This window comes from Streptomyces longisporus, from assembly GCF_039532765.1.
GTDB classification, from domain to species: Bacteria; Actinomycetota; Actinomycetes; order Streptomycetales; family Streptomycetaceae; genus Streptomyces; species Streptomyces longisporus.
On sequence record NZ_BAAASG010000024.1, the window covers coordinates 19,669 to 42,364 of the forward strand.

A 22,696-nucleotide genomic window follows, 5' to 3' on the forward strand; every position below is an offset into this window, starting at 1 on the left:
CACCATCGAACTGACCAGCCATGACCGGCCGGATCGCGACACGGGGCACCAACTGGGCGCCACGCCGCCGACGTCCGGAACCGGCGGACGTACACCCGCGATCCCGGCACCGGACGGGCCGGCCGGAGCCTCGTCCGCCCGCCCGCGGAGGGCCGGTCCCGCACTGACCGCCGGCCGCCCCCGCCACCGGCGCCGTCCGCCCGCCGGCCCTGCTGGTCAGCGGCTTCGTCCCGAAGGAGGAATCCGTGCCCGGCGAGTGGGCGGAGCCCATCCAGGGGTCAGAGTTGGCGAATTGACCGCACGCAGTGTTTACGGGGATGTGACGGGCGCGTGAAACGGTTTGCCGAACCTGCGTAAGGTGCAGAGAAGTCATCACAGAGCCGTACCCGGACACCGGTGGACGGCACACGGAACCGCGCCGACACGGACCACGAGCGAAGGAGGGAGCCGGAGCGATGGGCGACCACAAAGACGACCACAAGGATCAGCCCCTGCGAGTGGGCGCGGCCGTGCGGCGACGCCGTCGGGCGCTGCAGCTCACCCTCGCCGTGGTGGCCGGGCGCAGCGGCCTGTCGGTTCCCTTCCTGAGCCAGATCGAGAACGACCGGGCGCGGCCCAGCAGAACGTCCCTGGAGAAGGTCGCCGACGCCCTGCGCACCACCGCCGTGGAACTCCTCGCCGCCGCCGACCCGGCGTGCAGCGTCGACGTCGTGCGCGCCGAGCCCGAGCCGGTGGCCGAGCCGCGGGTGCGTTCCCTGGTGCGGGGGCACCACCAGATGCACGCCTCGGAGTTCACCGGGGACCATGACGCGGGCCGCGAATTCCAGTACCGCAACGACCAGTTGATGTATGTCGCCGACGGCGCGGTGGAGATCGAGGCCGAGGGGCGGGCCTACCGGCTCGGCCGCGGCGACACCCTGTACCTCACGGGCGGCGTACGCCACCGGTGGCGGGCGACCGTGTCGGACACGCGGGTGGTCGTCGTCGCGGTCGCCGAGCACGTCGAGGCGGTCCAGAACCGGTCGCGGTAGTGCCGGTGCGCGTCGTCTCCCTCGTCCCGTCGCTGACGGAGGCCATCGCGGTCTCGGTCCCGGGCGCCCTGGTCGGCGCGACCGACTGGTGCACGCACCCCGTCCACCTGGACGTCCCCCGCATCGGCGGCACCAAGAACCCCGAGCTGGACCGCATCCTCGCGCTCGCCCCCGACCTGGTGGTGGCCAACGCGGAGGAGAACCGGGAGCCCGACCTGGCGGCACTGCGTGCGGCGGGCCTCGAGGTCCTGGTGACGGTGGTGTGTGACATGCCGCAGGCGTTCGCGGAGCTCGCCCGGGTGCTGGAGGCCTGTGGGGCGACCTCCCGCCCCCGCTGGCTCGACGAGGCCGAGACGACCTGGTCCCGCCTGCCGGGCCCGGAGCACCGCACGACGGCCGTGGTCCCGATCTGGCGCCGCCCCTGGATGGTCCTGGGCCGGGACACCTTCGCGGGCGACGTACTCTCCCGCCTCGGCGTCGACCACCTCTACGCCACCCACCCGGACCGCTACCCCCGCATCCCGCTCGACGACCTGCGGGCGGCCGCCCCGGACGTCGTCGTACTGCCGGACGAGCCGTACCGCTTCACGGCCGAGGACGGCCCGGAGGCGTTCCCCGGACTGAAGTGCGCCCTGGTCAGCGGACGCCATCTGACCTGGTACGGGCCGTCGTTGACCGAGGCGCCGGGAGTGCTGGGCGAGGCGCTGCGAGCAGCGCTCCGCTGACCAGACCGCGGGCCGTGTGCAGGGCGGCGGTGCCCCAGGCGGCGACGAGCAGGACGTACAGCCCGACCGAGAGCCAGTCGTACACGACGAGCCCGGTGTGCCGGGCGAGCGCCTCGGCGCCCGTGACGCAGGTACCCACCGGGAAGGTGAACGCCCACCACGTCATCGCGAAGCCCATGCCCTGCCGCCGTGCCCGCACCACATGCGCGGTGGCGAACACCAGCCAGAGCAGCGCGAAACCCATCACCGGCACGCCGTACAGGACGGCGAGGATGCCGAATCCCGCGCTGTACGGCGCCGGTGCGACCCCCGGCGCCGCGTCCGCGAACTTGCCGACCGCGGTGGTGGACTGCCCGAGCGGCCCGAGCACCAGGAACAGCGTCGGGGTCAGGGCGAGGGGCAGCGGACCACCGGTGATCAGCCGACCGAAGACCACCGGCAGCATCAGCAGGGTCGCGAGGAGACTCAGGCCGAACATCGCGAAGCAGGCGAACAGAAGCGTCTCCCGGGGCTGCCCGGCCGGCAGGTGCGGCACGAGGAGCGGCCCGAGCGCCGCGGACACCATGGGCGCGACGACGGGCAGCAGCCACACCGGCGTGGCCTGGTCCGGCTCGACCTTGTCTCGTACGGCCATGAGGTACGGCACGGCGACGGCGGCCCCGAGCCCCACCACCGTTCCGGCGGTGAACAGCACGGCGTCGAGAAGGAGCGCGTCGTGCGGTCCGATCCAGTACCGGCCGACCGTGACGGCGCCGCCGCCGACGGCCAGCAGGGCCATGGCGAGACATCCGTAGAACGGTGCCGTCGCCGGGTCGAGGAGATGGGCGCGGGCCTGGTCGCGGTGGTGCCTCCAGTGCAGGGCGCGGGCGGCGAGCAGGGCGAGCAGGAGGCCGAGGGACAGGGTCCACACGGCTGCGCAGGCGGTGCGCAGGCCGGGAATGCCGAAGGGGAGCGCCGACCCTGCGGTGGCGACGATGGCGGTGCCCATGACGGTGGCGTACCAGTTGGGTCCGAGGTGGCGGACGGCCGTGGCGCGTGGAGGGCGTGCGGTGGCACGCGGAAGGGGCTGGGCTGCGGTGACCATGCCTCACGGTCTCGCTGCCGATTCGCCGCGACCAGGGAGTATGTCTCTATGAGGACATAAGCTGAAGTTATGAGTAACAGGGAGGAGCCGCCGGCCGTCGTCTCGCTGGCGCATCGGGTGCCCGATCTCGGGGCGCTGGAGCTGCTGCTGGCGGTGGCGCGGCTCGGCAGTCTGGGCGGGGCCGCGCGGGAGGTGGGGATCACCCAGCCGGCGGCGAGCAGCCGGATCCGGTCCATGGAACGGCAGTTGGGGGTGGCCCTGGTCGACCGTTCGCCGCGGGGTTCCCGCCTCACGGACGCCGGTGCGCTGGTCACGGACTGGGCGCGGCGGATCGTCGAGGCGGCGGAGGCCTTCGACGTGGGGGCGCAGGCGCTGCGGGACCGGCGGGACTCCCGGCTGCGGGTGGCGGCGAGCATGACCATCGCCGAATACCTGCTGCCCGGCTGGCTGTTGGCACTGCGCGCCCAGCGGCCCGACACGGCGGTGTCCCTGCTTGCGGGCAACTCGGCGGCGGTGGGGGAGCGGTTGCTGTCCGGCGAGGCCGATCTGGGATTCGTGGAGGGGGTCAGTGTGCCGCCCGGTCTGGACTCGACGGTGATCGCACACGACCGTCTGATCGTGGTGACCGCTCCGGGGCACGCGTGGGCCCGGCGCAAGCGTCCGCTGGAGGCCTCGGAGCTGGCGGCGACGCCGCTGATCCTCCGCGAGCAGGGGTCGGGGACCCGACAGGTCCTGGACGCGGCGCTGGGCGGGCTGGCGCGGCCGCTGATCGAGCTGTCGTCGACGACTGCGGTGAAGGCTGCGGCGGTCAGTGGGGCGGGGCCGGCGGTGTTGAGTGAGCTGGCGGTGGGGGAGGAGCTGGCGATGCGGCGGCTGGTGCCGGTGCCGGTCGCCGGCGTCGCGCTCGCCCGGGACCTACGGGCGGTATGGCCGACGGGGCACCGGCCGGTGGGGCCGGCACGGGACCTGCTGTCGCTGACCCGGGGGTGACGACTTTCCTCGCCCCCGCCGCCCCTTCCCGTCCCGACCCCTGGGGGCTCCGCCCCCAGACCCCCGATCGGCCTGAACGGCCTCGTCCTCAAACGCCGGACGGGCTGAAAGATCAAACCCCCGGCCGGCGAAAATCCAGCCCCTCCGGCGTTTGAGGAGCGGGGGTCCGGGGGCTGGCCCCTGGGTTCGGGACGGGAAGGGGCGGCGGGGGCGAAAACCCTTGGCGGGCAGGGGCCGCCGGGGACCACCATGAGGCGCATGACCACCCCCGCCCCGCCCGCCGCAGGCGTCCGCACACCCTGGGAGGCACTCCCGCCCACCGTGCGCAACGCCGTCGCAGACGTGCTCGGCGGCACCCCCGTCGTCCACGCCGTCACCCAACCCGGTGGCTTCTCCCCGGGCACAGCCGCCCGCATCCGAACCGCCGACGGCAGCCGCGCCTTCGTCAAGGCGGTCAGCGCGGAGACCAACCCGCACAGCCCCACCCTGCACCGCACCGAGGCCCGCCACACCGCCGCCCTCCCGCCCACCGTCCCCGCTCCCCGTCTCCTCGGCACCTACGACGACGGCACCTGGGTCGCCCTGGTCCTGGAGGAGATCCCCGGCCGTCAGCCTCATGTCCCCTGGCGGCAGCGGGAGTTGCGGCGCGTCCTCGACGCCGTGGGAGAGCTGAGCCGTACCCTCACCCCGTCCCCCGTGGACGCCCCGCCCGTCGCCGAAGCGCTCGCCGACGACTTCTCCGGCTGGCAGCGATTGCGGGCGCAGCCGGAGCGCGAGGTCCGCGGACGCCTCGACGCCTGGACCTTCTCCCAGCTGTCCCGCCTCGCCGACATCGCCGCGGACTGGCCTCAGGCCGCCTCCGGCGACACTCTCGCCCACGCCGACCTGCGCGCCGACAACATGCTGCTCACCGCCGAAGACCGCGTCGTCTTCGTCGACTGGCCGCACGCCGTGCGCGCCGCACCGTGGTTCGACCTGCTGGTCATGCTGCCGTGCGTGCGGGCCCAGGGCGGTCCGGACCCGGAGGAGGTGTTCACGGCACATCCGCTGGGCCGGGACGCGGATCCGGTCGACGTCACGGCCGTGCTCGCGGCACTGGCCGGGTACTTCGTGGAGCACTCCCTGCTGCCCGCCCCACCCGGCCTGCCCACCCTGCGCGCCTTCCAGCGCGCCCAGGGCGACGCCGCCCTCGCCTGGCTCAGGAGACGGCTGAAGGCCTCGTAGCCGAAGAAGCCGCCTCCACCAGCGCCCGCATCACCCGCAGGTCGTCCCCCATCTCCGGATGCCACTGCACGCCCAGCACCCAGCCGTCGGCGGACGGCAGTTCCAGCGCCTCCACCGTCCCGTCCGCCGCGTGCGCCGAGGGGATCAGGCCGGTGCCGAGCCGGTCGACGGCCTGGTGGTGATAGGTCGGTACGGACGTCTCCTCGGGGACGGCGCCGGCGTACCGCGTGCCGGGCACCGGCTTGACCGGGTGGTGGCCGAACACGCCGACGACCTCGGCATGGCCGTCGATGTGCTGGACCAGCGTGCCGCCCAGGGCGACGTTCAGAAGCTGCATGCCCCGGCAGATGCCCAGCAGGGGGATCCGGGCGGCCAGGGCGGCATCGATCAGCGCCAGTTCCCAGGCGTCCCGGGCACGGGCCGGCGGGCCCGTCCGAGGGTGGGGCTCCGCGCCGTAGTGGACCGGCTCGACGTCCGGGCCGCCCGCGATCACCAGACCGTCGAGACGCGCGACGGCCGCTGAGGCGTGCTCCGGCGCGTCCGGCGGCAGCATCGCGGCCAGGCCGCCGGCCCGCTGGACCAGCCGCGGGTAGCCGGTCGGCAGCAGCGCGGCCTCCAGCTCCCACACGCCCCAGCGCGCCCCGGCCTCCAGATACGTACTGATGCCGATCAGTGGCCCGTCCGCCATGCGACCTCCCGGTCCTGCAAAGGATTGTATTCGTACCTTTGTCGAGAGGTGGCCTCGAAGGCAAGGCCCCCGGGAAAGCGGCTCCTCACGCCAGGAAGCCCCTGAGCAGCGCCGCCGTCCCGGCGCAGTGCTCCCGCATCATCTCCCGCGCCCCGTCCGCGTCCCCGTCCAGGACCGCCTCCACCAGCGCGACGTGCTGCCGCTGCGAGTGCTCCAGGTTGCGGACGAGCAGCGGGATGCAGTCGAGCAGGTCGTTCACCGTCGCCCGGACCGCCGCGTACTGCGCCGTCAGCGTCGGTGATCCGCACAGCTCGGCCAGCGTCAGATGCAGCATCGTGTCCAGCCGCCGGTAGTCGGCGAGCGGGGCGTCGCCCGTGCGGGTCAGTGCCTCGCGCAGCCGGTCCGCCTGCGCCGTGCCCAGGCCGTGCGTCGCGCACAGCCCCGCCGCCCCCACCTCCAGGACCTCCCGGAAACGCAGGACGTCCTCGATGTCGACCTCGGCGACCCGGCGCCGCAGCTCGTCCTCGCCGCCCGCGTCCGCGCGCGGCAGGACGAACGTGCCGCCGTAGCGCCCGCGCCGGGACTCCACCAGACCCTGGTCCTGCAGCACCTTCAGCACCTCGCGCAGGGTCACCCGGCTGATCCCGAGCCGCTCCGCCAGTTCCCGCTCGGCCGGCAGTCGCTCGCCCCCCGGCACCAGCCCCAGTCGTACGACCTGCAGGATCTGCTCCAGAGCCTCCTCGAAGCCGTTGCCCGCCCGCACCGGCCGCAGTACCGGTGTGAGCCGGTCCTCCAGGCTGCCGTCCGGATCCAGCGACATCCCGCCGCACCCCCTTCCCAAGCAATGGTTCTCCGCAATACCTTATGGCTTCCGGCCCGGTCGAAAAAGCGAGCAGCAGCCGAAGGAGCCCTCCCGTGGCAGACCGCACACCCCCGCTCGGCGTCGAGGAGCTGCATGCCCTCGTCGCGAGCGGTGAGATCGACACTGTCGTCCTGGCCTTTCCCGACATGCAAGGGCGGCTCCAGGGCAAGCGGTTCGCCGCACGTTTCTTCCTCGACGAGGTCCTCCACCACGGCACCGAGGGCTGCAACTACCTCCTCGCCGTCGACACCGAGATGAACACGGTCGACGGCTACGCGATGTCCTCCTGGGAGCGCGGCTACGGCGACTTCGCCATGCACCCGGACCTGCGCACCCTGCGCCGGGTGCCCTGGAACGCCGGTACGGCCATGCTGATCGCCGACCTCGCCTGGAACGACGGCTCGCCCGTGGTCGCCGCCCCGCGGCAGATCCTGCGCCGCCAGCTGGAGCGCCTCGCCGAGCACGGCTTCACCGCCCAGGTAGGCACCGAGCTGGAGTTCATCGTCTTCAAGGACACCTATGAGCAGGCCTGGGACGCCAACTACAGAGGGCTGACTCCGGCCAACCAGTACAACATCGACTATTCGGTGCTGGGCACGGGGCGCATCGAGCCCCTGCTGCGCCGTATCCGCAACGAGATGGCGGGCGCCGGACTGACCGTCGAGTCCGCCAAGGGCGAGTGCAACCCCGGCCAGCACGAGATCGCCTTCCGCTACGACGACGCACTCGTCACCTGCGACCAGCACGCGATCTACAAGACCGGCACCAAGGAGATCGCCGCCCAGGAGGGCGTGTCGATCACCTTCATGGCCAAGTACAACGAGCGGGAGGGCAACTCCTGCCACATCCACCTCTCGCTGGCGGACGCGGCCGGGAACAACGCGATGGCGGGCTCCTCCGAGGACCCGGGCGGCATGTCCGACGTCATGCGGTACTTCCTCGCCGGACAGCTCGCCGCCCTGCGCGACTTCTCGCTGCTGTACGCCCCCAACATCAACTCCTACAAGCGGTTCCAGCCGGGCTCCTTCGCCCCCACCGCCGTCGCCTGGGGGTACGACAACCGCACCTGTGCGCTCCGGGTCGTCGGCCACGGCCGCTCGCTGCGCTTCGAGAACCGGCTGCCGGGCGGTGACGTCAACCCGCACCTCGCCGTCGCCGGGCTGGTCGCGGCCGGGCTGTACGGCATCGAGCAGAAGCTGGAGCTTCCCGAGGCCTGCGCGGGGAACGCTTACACCGCCGAGTACGAGCACGTCCCGACCACCCTGCGCGAGGCCGCCGAGCTCTGGGAGAAGAGCCCCATCGCCAAGGCCGCCTTCGGCGACGAGGTCGTCGCGCACTACCGCAACATGGCGCGCGTCGAGCTCGAGGCCTTCGACGCCGCGGTGACCGACTGGGAGCTGCGCCGCTCCTTCGAACGCATGTGAGGCCCCTGTTGTCTGCCGAGCACGAACTCGTCGTACTGAACCCCGCCACCGAGGAGGTCGTCGCCACCGTCCCCGCCGCCGACGCGGCCGAGGTGGACCGCGCCGTCGCCCGCGCGGTGGCCGCCCAGCGGACCTGGGCGGCCGCCGCACCCGCCGACCGGGCCCGGCTGCTGCGCCGCTTCGCCGACGTCGTCGACGCACACGTCGAGGAGCTGGCCCGGCTCGAGGTCCGCGAGGCGGGCCACGTCCTCGGCAACGCCCGTTGGGAGGCCGGCAACGCCCGTGACCTCCTGCTGTACTCCGCGGGCGGCGCCGAACGCCTCCTCGGCAAGCAGATCCCGGTCACCGGCGGCTGGGACGTCACCTTCCAGGAACCGCTCGGCGTGGTCGGCGTCATCGCCCCCTGGAACTTCCCGATGCCCATCGCCGCCTGGGGCTCCTTCCCGGCGCTCGCCGCGGGCAACGCGGTCGTCCTCAAGCCCGCGGAGACCACCCCGCTGACAGCCCTGCGCCTGGCCGAACTCGCCCTGGAGGCGGGCCTGCCGGAGCACCTCTTCCAGGTGGTCCCGGGCTATGGCCACACCGCCGGCCGTGCCCTCGTCGACCACCCCGACGTGGCGAAGATCGTGTTCACCGGCTCCACCCGCACCGGCCGTGAGGTCATGGAGCGCTGTGCCCGGCTGGTCAAGCCGGTCACCCTCGAACTCGGCGGCAAGAGCCCCAACATCGTCTTCGCCGACGCCGACCTCAAGACCGCCGTCGACCCCTTCTCGTTCCTGGACAACTCCGGCCAGGACTGCTGCGCCCGCACCCGGATCCTGGTCCAGGAGGCCGTCTACGACGAGGTCCGCGAACTGCTCGCCGACGCGCTGGGGTCCGTCGTCGTAGGCGACCCCGCCGACGAGAAGACCCAGATGGGCCCGCTGATCAGCCGTCAGCAGCTGGACCGGGTGCGGTCGTTCGTGCCCGACGAGGCCCCGGCCCTGCGGGGCAGCGCCCCCGACGGGCCCGGGTTCTGGTTCCCACCGACCGTGCTCACCGGCGAGCGGCACGACTCGGACGCGGCCCGTGAGGAGATCTTCGGCCCCGTCGCCGTCCTGCTGCCCTTCACCGACGAGGCCGACGCGATCCGCCTCGCCAACGACACCCCGTACGGACTGGCCGGCTCCCTGTGGACCCGTGACCTGGGCCGCGCCCTGCGCGTCTCGCGGGCCGTCCGCGCCGGCAACCTCTCCGTCAACTCACACTCCAGCGTCCGCTACTGGACCCCCTTCGGCGGCTACAAGCAGTCCGGCCTGGGCCGCGAGCTCGGTCCGGACGCCCTGACCGCCTTCACCGAAACCAAGAACGTCTTCATCAGCACGGAGGCCTGACCGCTCATGACCGAAGAAACCATCTGCCGCCGCCTGGTGGGCCGTACGGCCGTCATCACCGGGGCCGGCAGCGGCATCGGCCTCGCCACCGCGCGCCGGCTCGCCTCCGAGGGCGCGAACATCGTCTGCGGCGACGTCGACGAGGCCCGTGGCAAGGCGGCCGCCGACGAGGTCGGCGGGACCTTCGTGAAGGTCGACGTCACCGACGCCGAGCAGGTCGAGGCCCTCTTCAAGACGGCCTTCGACACCTACGGCAGCGTCGACATCGCCTTCAACAACGCGGGCATCTCGCCCCCGGACGACGACTCCATCCTGGAGACCGGCCTGGAGGCCTGGAAGCGCGTCCAGGAGGTCAACCTCACCTCCGTCTACCTGTGCTGCAAGGCCGCCATCCCCTACATGCGGCAGCAGGGCAAGGGCTCCATCATCAACACGGCGTCCTTCGTGGCGCGGATGGGTGCCGCCACCTCTCAGATCTCCTACACGGCCTCCAAGGGCGGTGTGCTCGCCATGTCCCGAGAGCTGGGCGTGCAGTTCGCCCGCGAGGGCATCCGCGTGAACGCCCTGTGCCCGGGCCCGGTCAACACCCCGCTCCTGCAGGAACTGTTCGCGAAGGACCCCGAGCGGGCCGCCCGCCGCCTGGTGCACATCCCGGTCGGCCGCTTCGCCGAGGCCGAGGAGATCGCCGCCGCCGTCGCCTTCCTGGCCAGCGACGACTCCTCCTTCGTCAACGCCACCGACTTCCTGGTGGACGGCGGAATCGCGGGCGCGTACGTCACGCCCCTGTAGGGACGAAACGGTACGGTCCACGCGTATGCGACCCCTTCTCGCGTGGACCCTGGCCGCGGCCGCCGCCCTGGCGGCCGCGCCCACCGCACCCCCCGTCTCCCCGCCCTCGAACTGCCCCCGTCTGACCGGCATCTGGTACGGCGACAACCGCGCCCGCCTCCAGCAGGTGATCGACGAACGCGGCACCTGCTCGGGAGCCGGCCGCCACCCGGTCGCCGTCTTCGACTGGGACAACACCGTCACCAAGAACGACGTCACCGACGCCACCCTCTCCTGGGTCCTCAGACACGACGCACTCCTGCGTCCGGCCCGCTGGAAGGACACCAGCCCCTGGCTCACGGAGGCCGCCGACCGCGCCCTGACCGAGGCCTGCGGCGCCGGCACCCCCGCACCCCTGCGCACCTCGACCAACGCCCGCTGCACCGACGAGATCCTCGACATCCGGGAGAACGCCACCACCGCGAGCGGCGCCCCCGCCTACGCCGGCACCTGGAACCACCGCCGCACCGTCCCGCAGTACGCCTGGGTGCCCCAGCTCTTCGCCGGCCGCACCCCCGACGAACTCGCCTCCTACGCCCGCCAGGCCCGCACCGAGGCCCTGGCGGCGCCCATCGGCGCCACCCGCACCCTCGGTACCCGCACCGTGCCCGCCTACGTCCGCTACTACGACCAGCAGCGCGACCTCATCCGCACCCTCCAACGGGCCGGATTCGACGTCTACATCGTCTCCGCGGGCTCCGAACCGATCACCGAGGTCTGGTCCCGGGCCATCGGCATCGACCCCGCCCACACCATCGCCATCCGCTCGCTCCTCGACCGCCGCGGCCGCATCACACCCAGCAACCAGGGCTGCGGCAACGTCCCCGCGACCCGCGGCACGGCGATCCCGTACATTGACGGCAAACGCTGCTGGATCAACCAGGAGATCTACGGCGTCCACGGCGCCGCAGCCTGGCAGCGGCAGCCGTGGCCGCGGCGCCCGGTCCTCGCGGCCGGGGACGCCGACACCGACGTCACCTTCGTCGGCGACGCGACCGGCGCGCACCTCGTCCTCAACCGCAACAAGCCGGAACTGATGTGCCGGGCCTATGACAACGCCGACGGCCGCTGGCTGATCAACCCCATGTTCATCGACCCCCTGCCGCGCAGGCCCGACCCGTACCCGTGCTCGACCAAGGCCCACAACGCGTCCGACGGCGCCAAGGACGCCCTCCTGAGGGACGACGGCTTCGTCGTCCCGGACCAGGCGGACACCGTGTACTGACCGGCGGGCCACGGCTAGAGGAAGGTGTGGCCTTCCCCGCGGTACGTCGGGACGGTCGCCGTCACCTCGTCCCCCTCGACCAGATGCAGCACGTCGAAGCGCTCGCACAGCTCACCGGCCTTGGCGTGCCGGAACCACACCTTGTCGCCGATCAGCAGGTCGTCGGCGGGGGAGCCGAGCAGCGGGGTCTGCACCTCGCCGGGCCCCTCCTGGGGGTCGTAGCGCAGCCCCTGAGGCAGGTACGGGACGGGCAGCCGGTCGGTGCCGGCCGCACCGGAGGCGGGGTATCCGCCGCCGAGCACCGTGACCACCCCGACGCCTGGCCGGCGTACGACGGGCTGGGCGAACAGGGCCGCCGGACGCCCGCTGAACGAGGTGTAGTTGTCGAACAGCCGGGGCACGTACAGCCCCGAGCCGGCGCCGATCTCGGTGACGGCGTCCTCGGCGGCGGTGTACTGCACACTGCCGGTGCCGCCGCCGTTGACGAACTCCAGATCCGGTACGACGGCCCGCACCGCACGCACCACCTCGCCGCGCCGCTCGGCCAGCTCCCGACGGGCCGTCGCCTGCATGAGCCGTACGGCACGCGACCGCAGCGGCCGCCCGGCCACGGAGTCACCGACGCCCGCGATGTGCCCCTCGTACGCCATGATCCCCACGATCTTGAACCCCGGCCGCCGGGCCACCAGCCGGGCCAGGTCGGCGACCTGGGCGGGGGAGTGCAGCGGCGAGCGGCGCGCCCCGACGCGGACGCGCCCCCCGAAAAGCTTCAGCGAGGTGTCCAACTCCAGGCAGACCCGGATGACTTCGCGCCCGCCGTCGCGGGCCTCGTCGATGAGCCTCAGCTGTGCGGGATCGTCGATCATGACGGTCACGGCGGCGGCGAGCTTGGGGTCACTGGCCAGCTCGGCGAAGCGGGCCCGGTCCGCGGACGGATAGGCGAGCAGGATGTCGTCGAAGCCGCCGCGCGCCAGCCACAGGGACTCGGCGAGGGTGAACGACATGATGCCCGCGAACCCGTCTCTCGCCAGGACCCGCTCCAGCAGGGCCCGGCAGCGGACGGACTTGCTGGCGACCCGGATCGGCTTGCCGCCCGCGCGGCGCACGAGATCGTCCGCGTTGGCGTCGAAGGCATCCAGGTCCACGATGGCGAGAGGGGCGTCGAGATGGGCGGTGGCCCGGTCGTAACGGACCCGGTCGGCGGCGCGCGCAGTCATGAACGAAGCCTGCCAGACAGGATTACCGCAGGGTAGGGGGACGTTCCGGGCAGATGCCTCGTGCTCGTGGACTGGTTCCCGCATCGACAGGGGCAGCCCGTAGAGTGACGCGCACGTACGGCGGAACGGCGGCGGTTGCACATGCGCATCCGGATGCCGGTCCGTTCGTGCGGGTATGCGTGCCGGGACGGACTGGCCCGGCGTCGGTCGGTTGAGCACAAGGACGACGGCCCGCGTACAGGTGGACGGCCCGGGCGCGAGGAAACGGGGGGCGCATGAGCACGGAAGCGCAGCACGCCTCCATTCCGCCGCGCCCTGCCCAGCCGCCGACGGTCGGATCGTCGCCCTCGGAAAGCCGGCCGCAGGACGCCGAGACGGCCTCCGGCGGGGCCTGGTCCCCCTGGCGAGGCTCCGAACGCTTCGAGGCCTTCGGCCACCGCACCCCCTCCACGGGCTCGAACGCCGCGCCCGAACCGCCCCGGGACGGTCCGGTGGGCGGCGAGGCCTGGTCGAGCCCGCAGACGCCACCCCCGCCACAGTCCTCGGCCCGCTTCCCGGACGCTCCTCCGGCGAGCGACCGCGAGGAAGCCCGCACACCGCGCACCGCCGTACCCCCACGCCCCAGCCACCGCCCCACACCCCCGCCGGGCACCACGAACGCCCCCGCTGCTTCGGGCACGCAACCCGGATCGCCGTCCGCTGACCCGCGAGGCCGCACCGGTTCGGCTGCTGGTGCGACGCCCTCTGCGCATGCGGCTTCGGGTTCTGGCTCGGCCGTTCCGCCGAGTCCCTCTGCTTCGGCCGTTCCGGGCACGCCGTCGGCGTCGTCGTCGCGGTCTGCTGATCCGCGAGGCCGCACCGGTTCGGCCGCTGGTCGGATGCCTTCTGCGCGTGCGGCTTCGGGTTCTGGCTCGGCTGTTCCGGCGAGTCCCTCTGCTTCGGCCGTTCCGGGTACGCCGTCGGCATCGTCGTCGCGGTCTGCTGATCCGCGAGGCCGCACTGGTTCGGCTGCTGGTGCGACGCCCTCTGCGCGTGCGGCTTCGGGTTCTGGCTCGGCCGTCCCGCCGAGTCCCTCTGCTTCGGCCGTTCCGGGCACGCCGTCGGCGTCGTCGTCGCGGTCTGCTGACCCGCGAGGCCGCACCGGTTCGGCCGCTGGTCGGATGCCTTCTGCGCGTGCGGCTGACGGTTCTGGCTCGGCTGTTCCGGCGAGTTCGGATGCTTCGGCCGGTCCGGGTACGCGGTCGGGGTCGTCGTCTGCGCCGTCTGCCGGCCCGTTGCACCGGTCTGAGTTGGCCGCGTCCGCGTCTCCCGCTCGTCCGGCGGAGACCCCTGGCGGTTCGACCACGCCCCCGGCCCCCGTCGATCCGCCACGACGCCCCGGCTCGGCTGCCGGGCCCATGCCCCCTGCCCGCCCGGGCGCAGCCGCACAGCCGGCCGGCCGTCCCGGCAGCACCCCGGCGGCGGATGCCCGCCCGGGCGCTGCCCCCGCCGAACCGGCCCGTCCGCCCGGCCCGTCCATGCCGATGCCGCCTGCCCGGCCGAGCTCGACCCCCGGCACGGCCGTCCCTCCGGTGCCGTCTGCGCGCCCGAGCTCAACCGCCGGCGCGGTCACACCTCCCATGCCCTCCACCCGCCCGAGCGCCGGCCCCGCATCGCAGTCGCCGCCCATGCCACCCCTGCCGGGCACTCGGGTGGAAGGCCTGGGGCCCGACCCGGCGCTCTCCTGGACTGCTCCGGGGATGCCCGGTGGCGGGCTCGGGGGTGGACGGCCCGTGGTGTCGTTCGGGGAGCCCGAGGGGTACGACGAGCGGGTCCGGCCGCGGCCGCTGGGGGGGCGGGTGCGTTCGCGCACCGTCGCCGTCGCCGCCTGTGTCGTGCTCGGGCTCGGGCTCATCGGCGGGGCAGTCACCGGGAGTTGGCTGGTCGGCGGCTCCGGGGACGGCGGCGGGCAGGACACGTTCGCCGCGGCCGGGGACCTGTGGCACAACGTGCCCGTGGACCAGCTGTTCCCGCGCACCGTGCAGGGCACGGGTGCCGGACCCGGCGGCGCCGACCGGACCTGGACCCGCATCGCCGTAGCACCGGACAGCGGATGCAAGGACGCCTTCGACCCGCTGCTGCAGAAGGCCCTCGCACCGGTCGGCTGCCGGCGACTGCTCCGCGCCACCTACACCGACGCCACCCAGAGCTTCGTCACCACCGTCGGCCTCCTCTTCACCGAGGCCGACACCGCATCCATGAACTCCCTCGCCAAACGCTTCCAGAGCCAGGGCCTCGCCACCCGCACCGACCTCATGCCCCGCCCCTACCCCGCGAAGAACACCGCCGCCGCCCGCTTCGGCAACAAGCAGCGCGCCTCCTGGACCGTCTCCGTCCTCACCGACGCCCCCGTCGTCGTCTACGCCGTCTCCGGCTGGGCCGACGGCCGCAGCGTCGACACCCCGGTCCCCGCCGAGCAGGCCACCCAGACCGGTGCCACCGCGGCCGCCGCCCAGGCAGGCCTCGGCAACGAGGCCCAGGGCCTCGCCGACCGCATCGAACGGGCCCTGCGCAAAGACGTCACCTCGCCCACGGAGAACCCCTCGTGACGCGCCGCACCGCAGCGCTGAGCGTCCTGCTCGCCGCCTCCCTCGCCCTGGTGCCGTCCACCGTCGCCCACGCCGACGGCATACGCGCCCAGCAGTGGGCCCTCGACGCCCTGCACATCCAGCAGGCCTGGCAGATCACCAAGGGCAGGGGCATCACCGTCGCCGTCCTCGACACCGGCGTCGAGGCCGACCACCCCGACCTCGTCGGCAACGTCCTGCCCGCCCAGGACATGATCGGCTTCGGGGCCGAGCAGGGGGACCGGGCCTGGGCCCGGCACGGCACCGCCATGGCCGGCATCATCGCCGGGCACGGACACGGCCCCGGCGACGCCGACGGCGTCATGGGCATCGCCCCCGAGGCGAAGATCCTGCCGGTGCGGGTGATCCTCGAGGACGGCGACACCGCCCGCGGCAAGGCCCGCTCCACCCGCGGCAACGCCCTCGCGGAAGGCATCCGCTGGGCCACCGACCACGGCGCCGACGTCATCAACCTCTCCCTCGGCGACGACTCCGCATCGGCCCACCCCGAACCCGCCGAGGACGAGGCCGTCCAGTACGCCCTGAAGAAGAACGTGACCGTCGTCGCCTCGGCCGGCAACGGCGGCGACAAGGGCGACCATGTCTCCTATCCGGCCGCCTACCCGGGAGTCATCGCCGCCACCGCCGTCGACCGCTTCGGCGTGCGCGCCTCGTTCTCCACCCGCCGCTGGTACGCCACCGTCAGTGCCCCCGGCGACAAGATCGTCATCGCCGACCCCGACCACAAGTACTACGAGGGCTGGGGGACCAGCGCCGCCTCGGCGTTCGTCTCGGGCGCGGTCGCCCTGATCAAGGCCGCCCACCCGGGGCTGGCCCCCGCGCAGATCAAGCAGCTCCTCGAGGACACCGCCCGCAATCCTCCCGCGGGCGGCCGCGACGACTCCCGCGGCTTCGGCATGATCGACCCGGCCGCCGCGATCAAGGCCGCCGGCCGCCTCAAGCCCAAGGGCCTGCAGGCGGTGTCGTACGGCGAGAAGTACTTCGGCCCCGGCCCGGACGCGTCCAAGTCGGATGACGGAACCAGCGGTTGGGCGGCCCCGCTCGCGGGCAGCGTAGGCGGGGTCCTGCTCGTCGCGGCGGTCGTCCTGTGGCGCGGCCGCCGCCCACGCTTCGACGGCTTCTGAGCCCGCCGGCCCGTCACTCCGGGACGGACGCGGAGGGCGCAGCAGAGGCGGACGAGGACGCGCCCCTCGACGGCGCCGAAACCGCCGCCCTCGCCACCGACTCGACCAGCGCAATCCCCTTCGCCTGCGTCGAGTTGCCCTTGGACAGCACCGCCACCAGGTGGTCACTGCCGCCGACCGTCACCCGGCCGATGCTGTTGATGTCCCACAGCCCCGTCGTGCTGCGCGGCAGCCAGCCGTTCTTCAGCGCCCACGCGGAGCCGTCGGCCGCCGCCGACACGCCCCATTGCTGGTCGGCCTCGATCCGTCCCATAAGTCCCTGCAGATACGTCCGCGAGGCCTCGCTCAGTTTCGAGTCGTCCCCGAACACCTGCTGCAACAGCCTGAGTTGATCGGCGGCCGTGGTCTGCGTCAGCCCCCACAGCATGCCGTCGCCGCCCTCGGTGTCCGTGAGTCCCAGCCGCTCGTTCGCGGCGTCGAGGCCCTCCGCCCTGCCGATGGTCCGCCACAGCTCGGAGGCGGCGGTGTTGTCGCTGTTCTCGATCATCGTGGTGGCGTACGACTTCTCGTCCGCCGTGAGGTGCCGGCCCGCGTCCTGGGCCTGGAGTAGCAGCGCCGCCAGGATGTCGACCTTGACGATGCTCGCCGTGTCGAACGAGCCGTCCCCGTACGAGGCGCTCTGGCCCGAGTCCAGGTCCAGCACCGCCACCGACACCTCGGCGCCGTCCTCGACGGGCACCGACTTCACGGCCGCGGCCAGCAGCGCGTCGTGGTCCACAGCCGGCTCCGCCACAGGTTCCACCGCATCCTCCCCGCCCGCCGGGCCCGAGGTGGAGGCCGACGCCGTCGCCGACGACGATACGGGGCTCGCACCGGAGTGCGCCCGAGCCTTCACGTACACGGTCCCGGCGGCCGTACCGCCCACGAAGGCCACCACGGCGAGGGCGGTGTGGAGCAGGGTGCGCGTCCTGGACGGACGGGCGCGGCGGCTGCGGCGGGCTCGGGGGGACTCCATCCCGCGATGCTGGAGACGGCAACTGTGCGACCCGTTAGACGGACGTTAGATGTGCGTCAGGGAAATCTGAGAAAGCCGTGAAGCCTGTGAACCAGCGGTTTCCGGGGCCGCACAAGCCCAGCGGCATCCCCCCGACATCCGCCCGATAGGGTCGGTGACCGTGGCGAACAAGAACATTCCCGACTCCGGCTTCTCCGACGACGACGGCACCGCCGACCCCCGGCTGGCCGCCGCGCTCACCGCCTGGGCCGAGGACCGCACCGCCGTGGGCCCCGTCCTGGAGGCACTCAAGGGCGCCCGGCTGCTCGTCCCCGTGGTGGCCGTCCTCGGCGAGGTCGAGGAGGACGAGAACGGGCTGCGCCGCGAGAAGACCAGCGACATGGCCGTACCGACCCTCAAGGCCGGCTCCCGCACCGCCCTGCCGGCCTTCACCTCCACCGACTCGCTGGCCCGCTGGGACCCGGCGGCCCGCCCCGTCGCCGTACCCCTGCACCAGGCGCTGCAGGCGGCTGCGCACGAGAAGGCGGACACCGTCGTGCTGGACCTGGCGGGTCCAGTGCCGTACGAGCTGACGGGCTCCGCGCTGCTCGCGCTCGCCGAGGGCCGTACGACGGACGACCCCCTCGCCGACCCCGCCGTACGGGAGGCGGTACGGACCGCGGTCGCCGCCGAGCCCGCCGTGCTGCGCGCCCACCTCGGGCCGGGCCAGGCCGACGGCACCCTCGCCCTCGTACTGGACGAGTCCGCCGCACCCGCCGCGGCCGCCCGCGCCGTCGCCGAGCGCCTCGCCGCCGACGAAACACTGAGGGCCCGCCTGGTGCGCGGCCTCGACCTGGCACTGCTGCCGGCCGGGGCGACGCCGCCGGGCGAGCCCTTGTACGTACGCGACTAGTTGTTTTACTACCCGGGGCTAGCCGTAGACGGGGCCCGTGTACTTCTCGCCCGGCCCCTGGCCCGGCTCGTCCGGGACGAGGGACGCCTCGCGGAACGCCAGCTGGAGCGACTTCAGCCCGTCGCGCAGCGGCGCCGCGTGGAAGGAGCTGATCTCGGTCGCGCTCGCGTCCAGCAGACCGGCCAGCGCGGTCACCAGCTTGCGGGCCTCGTCCAGGTCCTTGTACTTGTCGCCCTCCTCGGTCAGACCGAGCTTCACCGCGGCGGCGCTCATCAGGTTGACGGCGACCGTCACGATCACCTCGACGGCGGGGACCTCGGCGATGTCGCGGGTCATGGCGTCGAAGTCGGCGGGGGACTCGGAAGACTCAGGAGGGGTGTCACTCATGCCCTTCACGATAGGGCCCGGTGCAGGCCGGTTAGCACCACCCCCGGGTTGCTGCTAACCTTGTGTGACGACCGGCTGGACGCTCGCGTGTCCGGCCCACAAGTGGAGGCTCCGATCTCCCACCCGACCATCCCCCGGGACGGCGGGTCACCCCGGTCAGGCGGCCACCATCGTTCCGTACGGACGATGGAGTCGCCCGAAAGCGCGCCCCGCGTCATCGCGGCGGTGCTCCGGTAGTGCTTTGGAGCCCCGCCTGTGATCGTCCGGGGCATTTTTCATGCTTCGGCGCGGTTAGGTCTAACGAAAGAGACATACGCGGCTGTCCGCCAGACCGCCGTGTGGTGCTAACCGAGGAGGATCCATCAGCGCCGAGCCCCGCATCAACGACCGGATTCGCGTTCCCGAGGTGCGACTTGTCGGTCCCAGTGGCGAGCAGGTGGGCATTGTCCCGCTGGCCAAGGCACTGGAGCTTGCGCAGGAGTACGACCTGGACCTGGTCGAGGTCGCGGCGAACGCCCGTCCGCCCGTGTGCAAGCTCATGGACTACGGGAAGTTCAAGTACGAGTCGGCCATGAAGGCCCGTGAGGCGCGCAAGAACCAGGCGCACACGGTCATCAAGGAGATGAAGCTCCGGCCGAAGATCGACCCGCACGACTATGACACCAAGAAGGGTCACGTCGTCCGGTTCCTCAAGCAGGGCGACAAGGTCAAGATCACGATCATGTTCCGTGGTCGCGAGCAGTCCCGGCCGGAGCTCGGCTACCGACTGCTGCAGCGTCTCGCGGAGGACGTCCAGGACCTCGGCTTCGTCGAGTCGAATCCGAAGCAGGACGGCCGAAACATGATCATGGTCCTCGGTCCGCACAAGAAGAAGACCGAGGCGATGGCCGAGGCCCGCCAGGCGCAGGAAGCCCGCAAGGCAGAAGCGAAGGCCAACCCCGGCAAGTCGCAGAACGCCGCGGACACCGAGAACGCCGTGGAGACCGAGGCGCCTGCCGAGGCTTCCGCCGAGGCGTGATCCCGGGGGACGCAGGTCCCCAGGATGTAACCGAAACACGAACGACGCTCTACCGTGCCCGGTTTTCGCGACCGGGCACCGGAGCGCCACCGACGAGGAGAGAACGGCGCTATGCCGAAGAACAAGTCGCACAGCGGTGCCAGCAAGCGCTTCAAGGTCACCGGCTCCGGCAAGGTGCTCCGTGAGCGCGCCGGCAAGCGCCACCTGCTCGAGCACAAGTCGTCCCGCGTGACGCGTCGCCTGACCGGCAACGCCGAGATGGCCCCGGGCGACGCCGCGAAGATCAAGAAGCTTCTCGGCAAGTGACGTGAGCGGCGCTCCACCGAGCGCCGTACGTCTGGACCGGGACCCAATCGTTTCCGGGCCGTGTGAGTCCAACCACGGCCCCGCTACAAGGAGTTAACAAGTGGCACGCGTCAAGCGGGCAGTCAACGCCCACAAGAAGCGCCGGGCGATCCTCGAGCAGGCCTCCGGCTACCGCGGTCAGCGTTCGCGCCTGTACCGCAAGGCCAAGGAGCAGGTCACCCACTCGCTGGTCTACAACTACAACGACCGCAAGAAGCGCAAGGGTGACTTCCGCCAGCTGTGGATCCAGCGCATCAACGCCGCTGCCCGCGCCAACGGCATCACGTACAACCGCTTCATCCAGGGGCTGAAGGCCGCGAACGTCGAGGTCGACCGCAAGATCCTGGCCGAGCTGGCCGTCAACGACGCCACCGCGTTCGCCGCGCTGGTCGAGGTTGCGCAGAAGGCCCTGCCGGCGGACGTCAACGCCCCCAAGGCTGCGTGACGCTTCTCGCCGCGCTGGCTTGAGCCGACGTGACTGTACGGACCCGTGGGTTGCTGCCCGCGGGTCCGTTTCGTTGAGTGAGTTAGGTGACCTTGATGCCCCCCGTTACCCCCGAGCTGATCTCCCCTCGGTCTCCCCGAGTGTCGGCCGCCCGGCGACTCGCCAGGCGGAACTTCCGGAGCAAGGAGCGGCTGTTCCTGGCCGAGGGGCCGCAGGCCGTGCGGGAAGCCGCCGGGCACGGGCTGGTGGAGCTGTTCGCCACCGTCGAGGCCGCGGAGCGGTACGCCGACATCGTGGGAGAGGCCCGGGACGTCGGTGCCCGCGTGCACCTCGCCTCCGAGGACGTCATCGCCGACATCTCGACCACCGTCACGCCCCAGGGGCTCGTCGGGATCTGCCGGTTCCTGGACACGCCCTTCGAGGAGATCCTCGCCGCCCGGCCCAAGCTCGTCGCCGTACTCGCGCATGTGCGGGACCCAGGAAACGCCGGGACCGTGCTGCGGTGCGCCGATGCCGCCGGCGCCGAGGCCGTCGTCCTGACCGACGCGTCCGTCGACCTGTACAACCCCAAGGCCGTACGGGCCTCCGTGGGCTCGCTGTTCCATCTGCCCGTCGCCGTCGGCGTGCCCGTGGAGGAGGCGGTCGAGGGGCTCAAGCGGGCCGGTGTGCGGATCCTCGCCGCGGACGGGGCCGGGACCGACGACCTGGACGACGAGCTCGACAAGGGCACCATGGGCGGGCCGACCGCCTGGGTGTTCGGGAACGAGGCGTGGGGGCTCCCGGAGGAGACCCGCGCACTCGCGGACGCCGTGGTGCGCGTGCCGATCCACGGGAAGGCCGAGAGCCTGAACCTCGCCACCGCGGCCGCCGTATGTCTGTATGCGTCGGCCCGTGCACAGCGCGCCTCCACAGGGTGCCGTTCCGTCACCGAGAGCTAGTAGGGTGACCAGCTCGGGGGCCACCTGCGCCGTCTGAAGGGTGGGTTGCGGGGAATGAGTGTCGGCACGAGCAGGGCACGGGGATCACGGGACGCGCGGCGCGCGCCCGCGCCCCGGCACGGCGATCTCGCCGAGCTCGGCGTCGACCCCGACGAACTGCCCGACGGCCTCGTCGTCGCCGACGAGCACGGCCGTGTCATCTGCTTCAACGCCGCCGCCGAGCGCATCACCGCCGTCCCCGCCCGGGACGCCCTCGGACAGCGGCTGGAGAAGGCGCTGCCGTTAGAGGACCTGGAGGGGCGGCGCTGGTGGCAGCTGACCGACCCGTACGGCGGTCTCGCCATTCGCCGGCGGCAGCCCGAGCGGAACCTGCTGCTTCCCGGTGGACGGGAGGTCCTCGTATCGGCCCGGTACGTCCGCAGTGAGCCCGCCGGCCCGGTCCGCCGTGTCGTCGTCTCGCTGCGCGACACCGAGGCCCGCCGCCGCACCGAGCGCAGTCACGCGGAGCTGATAGCGACCGTGGCCCATGAACTGCGCTCGCCCCTGACCTCCGTCAAGGGCTTCACCGCCACGCTCCTCGCCAAGTGGGAACGGTTCACCGACGACCAGAAGCGGCTGATGCTGGAGACCGTCGACGCCGACGCCGACCGCGTCACCCGGCTCATCGCCGAGCTGCTGGACATCTCCCGGATCGACAGCGGGCGGCTGGAGGTGCGGCGCCAGCCCGTCGACATCGGCGCGGCCGTCGGGCGCCACATCCAGGCGTACGTCGCCGCCGGGCAGCCCGCCGACCGGTTCCTGCTCAGGATCGAACAGCCGCTGCCCTCGCTGTGGGCCGACCCCGACAAGATCGACCAGGTGCTCAGCAACCTGCTGGAAAATGCGGTGCGGCACGGCGAGGGAACCGTCACGATTGACATCACGGCCACGGCGTCCCCCCGAGAGGACGAAGGCCATGAAGCAGCAGCCACGTCGGTCACGGTGAGCGACGAGGGGCCCGGCATCCCGGAGGAGTCCATGAACCGCGTCTTCACCCGCTTCTGGCGGGGCAGCAAGCGCGGCGGCACGGGCCTCGGGCTCTACATCGTCAAGGGCATCGTCGAGGCCCACGGCGGCACCATCACGGTCGGCCGCGGCCCCCAGGGCGGGGCGGAGTTCCGATTTACGTTGCCCGTGGCGGCCCCGGCGTATCTCACCTGAGAGCCGGAGAGCGGCCCACGGGCGCATTCGTACA

General features: G+C 72.5%; 21 protein-coding genes and 1 pseudogene. 16 read left to right on the plus strand and 6 right to left on the minus strand.

Going from position 1 to position 22,696, the window contains the following annotated elements; genetic code table 11:
* Positions 1–455: 455 nt before the first annotated feature.
* Together ABD355_RS37930 and ABD355_RS37935 are read left to right on the plus strand one after the other, a co-directional pair.
* Positions 456–1,031: a helix-turn-helix domain-containing protein gene (locus tag ABD355_RS37930; protein WP_344405619.1), complete on the plus strand. Its 576-nt coding sequence runs from the start codon at positions 456–458 to the stop codon at positions 1,029–1,031.
* Positions 1,032–1,036: 5 nt separating this feature from the next.
* The gene (locus ABD355_RS37935; protein ID WP_344405620.1) at positions 1,037–1,756 is read left to right on the plus strand and encodes a helical backbone metal receptor; all 720 of its coding nucleotides are present in this window, start codon (positions 1,037–1,039) and stop codon (positions 1,754–1,756) included.
* Here the strand turns inward: ABD355_RS37935 and ABD355_RS37940 are convergent.
* A complete protein-coding gene (locus ABD355_RS37940; RefSeq protein WP_344405622.1) occupies positions 1,668–2,840 on the minus strand; it encodes a TDT family transporter in 1,173 nt (390 codons plus the stop codon). The two genes, ABD355_RS37935 and ABD355_RS37940, sit on opposite strands and share 89 nt — an antisense overlap.
* 69 nt (positions 2,841–2,909) lie before the next feature.
* Between ABD355_RS37940 and ABD355_RS37945 the strand changes: the two genes are divergently transcribed.
* Entirely contained in the window at positions 2,910–3,830 is a 921-nt protein-coding gene (locus tag ABD355_RS37945; RefSeq protein WP_344405623.1) for a LysR family transcriptional regulator, read from the plus strand.
* A gap of 258 nt (positions 3,831–4,088) precedes the next feature.
* Positions 4,089–5,054, plus strand: a complete 966-nt coding sequence (locus ABD355_RS37950) for an aminoglycoside phosphotransferase family protein (protein ID WP_344405624.1) — start codon at positions 4,089–4,091, stop codon at positions 5,052–5,054.
* Here the strand turns inward: ABD355_RS37950 and ABD355_RS37955 are convergent.
* Both ABD355_RS37955 and ABD355_RS37960 read right to left on the minus strand, forming a co-directional pair.
* A complete protein-coding gene (locus ABD355_RS37955; protein ID WP_344405625.1) occupies positions 5,029–5,742 on the minus strand; it encodes a gamma-glutamyl-gamma-aminobutyrate hydrolase family protein in 714 nt (237 codons plus the stop codon). The two genes, ABD355_RS37950 and ABD355_RS37955, sit on opposite strands and share 26 nt — an antisense overlap.
* Before the next feature lie 85 nt (positions 5,743–5,827).
* Positions 5,828–6,562, minus strand: a complete 735-nt coding sequence (locus tag ABD355_RS37960; protein WP_344405626.1) for a FadR/GntR family transcriptional regulator — start codon at positions 6,560–6,562, stop codon at positions 5,828–5,830.
* A gap of 95 nt (positions 6,563–6,657) precedes the next feature.
* Here ABD355_RS37960 and ABD355_RS37965 point away from each other — a divergent pair, with 95 nt between their 5' ends.
* From ABD355_RS37965 to ABD355_RS37980, 4 genes are read left to right on the plus strand one after another with little or no spacing between them, the layout of a single operon-like run.
* Positions 6,658–8,028, plus strand: coding sequence for a glutamine synthetase family protein (locus tag ABD355_RS37965; RefSeq protein ID WP_344405627.1), 1,371 nt, complete (start codon positions 6,658–6,660; stop codon positions 8,026–8,028).
* Between the two features lie 8 nt (positions 8,029–8,036).
* Positions 8,037–9,401 carry an aldehyde dehydrogenase family protein gene (locus ABD355_RS37970; protein WP_344405628.1) on the plus strand — a complete coding sequence of 455 codons (1,365 nt, stop codon included), beginning with the start codon at positions 8,037–8,039 and terminating at the stop codon, positions 9,399–9,401.
* A 6-nt stretch (positions 9,402–9,407) separates the two neighbouring features.
* Positions 9,408–10,190, plus strand: a complete 783-nt coding sequence (locus ABD355_RS37975) for a 3-oxoacyl-ACP reductase (protein ID WP_344405629.1) — start codon at positions 9,408–9,410, stop codon at positions 10,188–10,190.
* A gap of 25 nt (positions 10,191–10,215) precedes the next feature.
* On the plus strand, positions 10,216–11,454 hold the full coding sequence (locus ABD355_RS37980; protein WP_344405630.1) for an HAD family hydrolase: 1,239 nt from the start codon (positions 10,216–10,218) through the stop codon (positions 11,452–11,454).
* Positions 11,455–11,468: 14 nt separating this feature from the next.
* Here the strand turns inward: ABD355_RS37980 and ABD355_RS37985 are convergent, their stop codons facing one another.
* Positions 11,469–12,671 carry an amino acid deaminase/aldolase gene (locus ABD355_RS37985; protein WP_344405631.1) on the minus strand — a complete coding sequence of 401 codons (1,203 nt, stop codon included), beginning with the start codon at positions 12,669–12,671 and terminating at the stop codon, positions 11,469–11,471.
* Positions 12,672–14,443: 1,772 nt separating this feature from the next.
* On the opposite strand from ABD355_RS37985, the gene ABD355_RS37990 reads away from it, so the two are divergent.
* Positions 14,444–15,259, plus strand: coding sequence for a hypothetical protein (locus tag ABD355_RS37990; protein WP_344405632.1), 816 nt, complete (start codon positions 14,444–14,446; stop codon positions 15,257–15,259).
* A complete protein-coding gene (mycP, locus tag ABD355_RS37995; RefSeq protein WP_344405633.1) occupies positions 15,256–16,422 on the plus strand; it encodes a type VII secretion-associated serine protease mycosin in 1,167 nt (388 codons plus the stop codon). Before ABD355_RS37990 ends, mycP begins: the two co-directional genes overlap by 4 nt.
* A gap of 13 nt (positions 16,423–16,435) precedes the next feature.
* Here mycP and ABD355_RS38000 read toward each other — a convergent pair whose 3' ends face one another.
* Positions 16,436–17,437, minus strand: a complete 1,002-nt coding sequence (locus ABD355_RS38000) for a serine hydrolase (protein ID WP_344405634.1) — start codon at positions 17,435–17,437, stop codon at positions 16,436–16,438.
* Between the two features lie 160 nt (positions 17,438–17,597).
* On the opposite strand from ABD355_RS38000, the gene ABD355_RS38005 reads away from it, so the two are divergent.
* Positions 17,598–18,329: an SseB family protein gene (locus tag ABD355_RS38005; RefSeq protein ID WP_344405635.1), complete on the plus strand. Its 732-nt coding sequence runs from the start codon at positions 17,598–17,600 to the stop codon at positions 18,327–18,329.
* 18 nt (positions 18,330–18,347) lie between these two features.
* Here ABD355_RS38005 and ABD355_RS38010 read toward each other — a convergent pair whose 3' ends face one another.
* Complete coding sequence (locus tag ABD355_RS38010; protein ID WP_266953624.1) at positions 18,348–18,716, minus strand: DUF1844 domain-containing protein; 369 nt, start codon at positions 18,714–18,716, stop codon at positions 18,348–18,350.
* Positions 18,717–19,052: 336 nt separating this feature from the next.
* Between ABD355_RS38010 and infC the strand changes: the two are divergent.
* The 5 genes and pseudogenes from infC to ABD355_RS38035 all read left to right on the plus strand — a co-directional run bounded on the left by infC (position 19,053) and on the right by ABD355_RS38035 (position 22,662).
* Positions 19,053–19,734, plus strand: a pseudogene (gene infC, locus ABD355_RS38015) (translation initiation factor IF-3).
* A 111-nt stretch (positions 19,735–19,845) separates the two neighbouring features.
* Positions 19,846–20,040 (plus strand): 50S ribosomal protein L35, encoded by a 195-nt coding sequence (gene rpmI / locus ABD355_RS38020; protein ID WP_004933563.1) that lies wholly within the window; start codon positions 19,846–19,848, stop codon positions 20,038–20,040.
* 100 nt (positions 20,041–20,140) lie between these two features.
* A complete protein-coding gene (gene rplT / locus ABD355_RS38025) occupies positions 20,141–20,524 on the plus strand; it encodes a 50S ribosomal protein L20 (RefSeq protein ID WP_004933571.1) in 384 nt (127 codons plus the stop codon).
* Between the two features lie 95 nt (positions 20,525–20,619).
* Positions 20,620–21,462 carry a TrmH family RNA methyltransferase gene (locus ABD355_RS38030; RefSeq protein WP_344405636.1) on the plus strand — a complete coding sequence of 281 codons (843 nt, stop codon included), beginning with the start codon at positions 20,620–20,622 and terminating at the stop codon, positions 21,460–21,462.
* A gap of 54 nt (positions 21,463–21,516) precedes the next feature.
* Positions 21,517–22,662, plus strand: coding sequence for a sensor histidine kinase (locus ABD355_RS38035; protein WP_344405637.1), 1,146 nt, complete (start codon positions 21,517–21,519; stop codon positions 22,660–22,662).
* Positions 22,663–22,696: the final 34 nt, after the last annotated feature.

Bases quoted from the DNA above. Each gene is read 5' to 3' on its own strand.
- rpmI (WP_004933563.1), top strand. From the start codon at position 19,846: ATGCCGAAGAACAAGTCGCACAGCGGTGCCAGCAAGCGCTTCAAGGTC.
- ABD355_RS37980 (WP_344405630.1), top strand. From the start codon at position 10,216: ATGCGACCCCTTCTCGCGTGGACCCTGGCCGCGGCCGCCGCCCTGGCG.
- ABD355_RS37955 (WP_344405625.1), bottom strand. From the start codon at position 5,742: ATGGCGGACGGGCCACTGATCGGCATCAGTACGTATCTGGAGGCCGGG.
- ABD355_RS37945 (WP_344405623.1), top strand. From the start codon at position 2,910: ATGAGTAACAGGGAGGAGCCGCCGGCCGTCGTCTCGCTGGCGCATCGG.
- ABD355_RS38030 (WP_344405636.1), top strand. From the start codon at position 20,620: ATGCCCCCCGTTACCCCCGAGCTGATCTCCCCTCGGTCTCCCCGAGTG.
- ABD355_RS37950 (WP_344405624.1), top strand. From the start codon at position 4,089: ATGACCACCCCCGCCCCGCCCGCCGCAGGCGTCCGCACACCCTGGGAG.
- ABD355_RS37960 (WP_344405626.1), bottom strand. From the start codon at position 6,562: ATGTCGCTGGATCCGGACGGCAGCCTGGAGGACCGGCTCACACCGGTA.
- ABD355_RS37930 (WP_344405619.1), top strand. From the start codon at position 456: ATGGGCGACCACAAAGACGACCACAAGGATCAGCCCCTGCGAGTGGGC.
- ABD355_RS38010 (WP_266953624.1), bottom strand. From the start codon at position 18,716: ATGAGTGACACCCCTCCTGAGTCTTCCGAGTCCCCCGCCGACTTCGAC.
- ABD355_RS38000 (WP_344405634.1), bottom strand. From the start codon at position 17,437: ATGGAGTCCCCCCGAGCCCGCCGCAGCCGCCGCGCCCGTCCGTCCAGG.
- ABD355_RS38035 (WP_344405637.1), top strand. From the start codon at position 21,517: ATGAGTGTCGGCACGAGCAGGGCACGGGGATCACGGGACGCGCGGCGC.
- ABD355_RS37940 (WP_344405622.1), bottom strand. From the start codon at position 2,840: ATGGTCACCGCAGCCCAGCCCCTTCCGCGTGCCACCGCACGCCCTCCA.
- ABD355_RS37975 (WP_344405629.1), top strand. From the start codon at position 9,408: ATGACCGAAGAAACCATCTGCCGCCGCCTGGTGGGCCGTACGGCCGTC.
- ABD355_RS37985 (WP_344405631.1), bottom strand. From the start codon at position 12,671: ATGACTGCGCGCGCCGCCGACCGGGTCCGTTACGACCGGGCCACCGCC.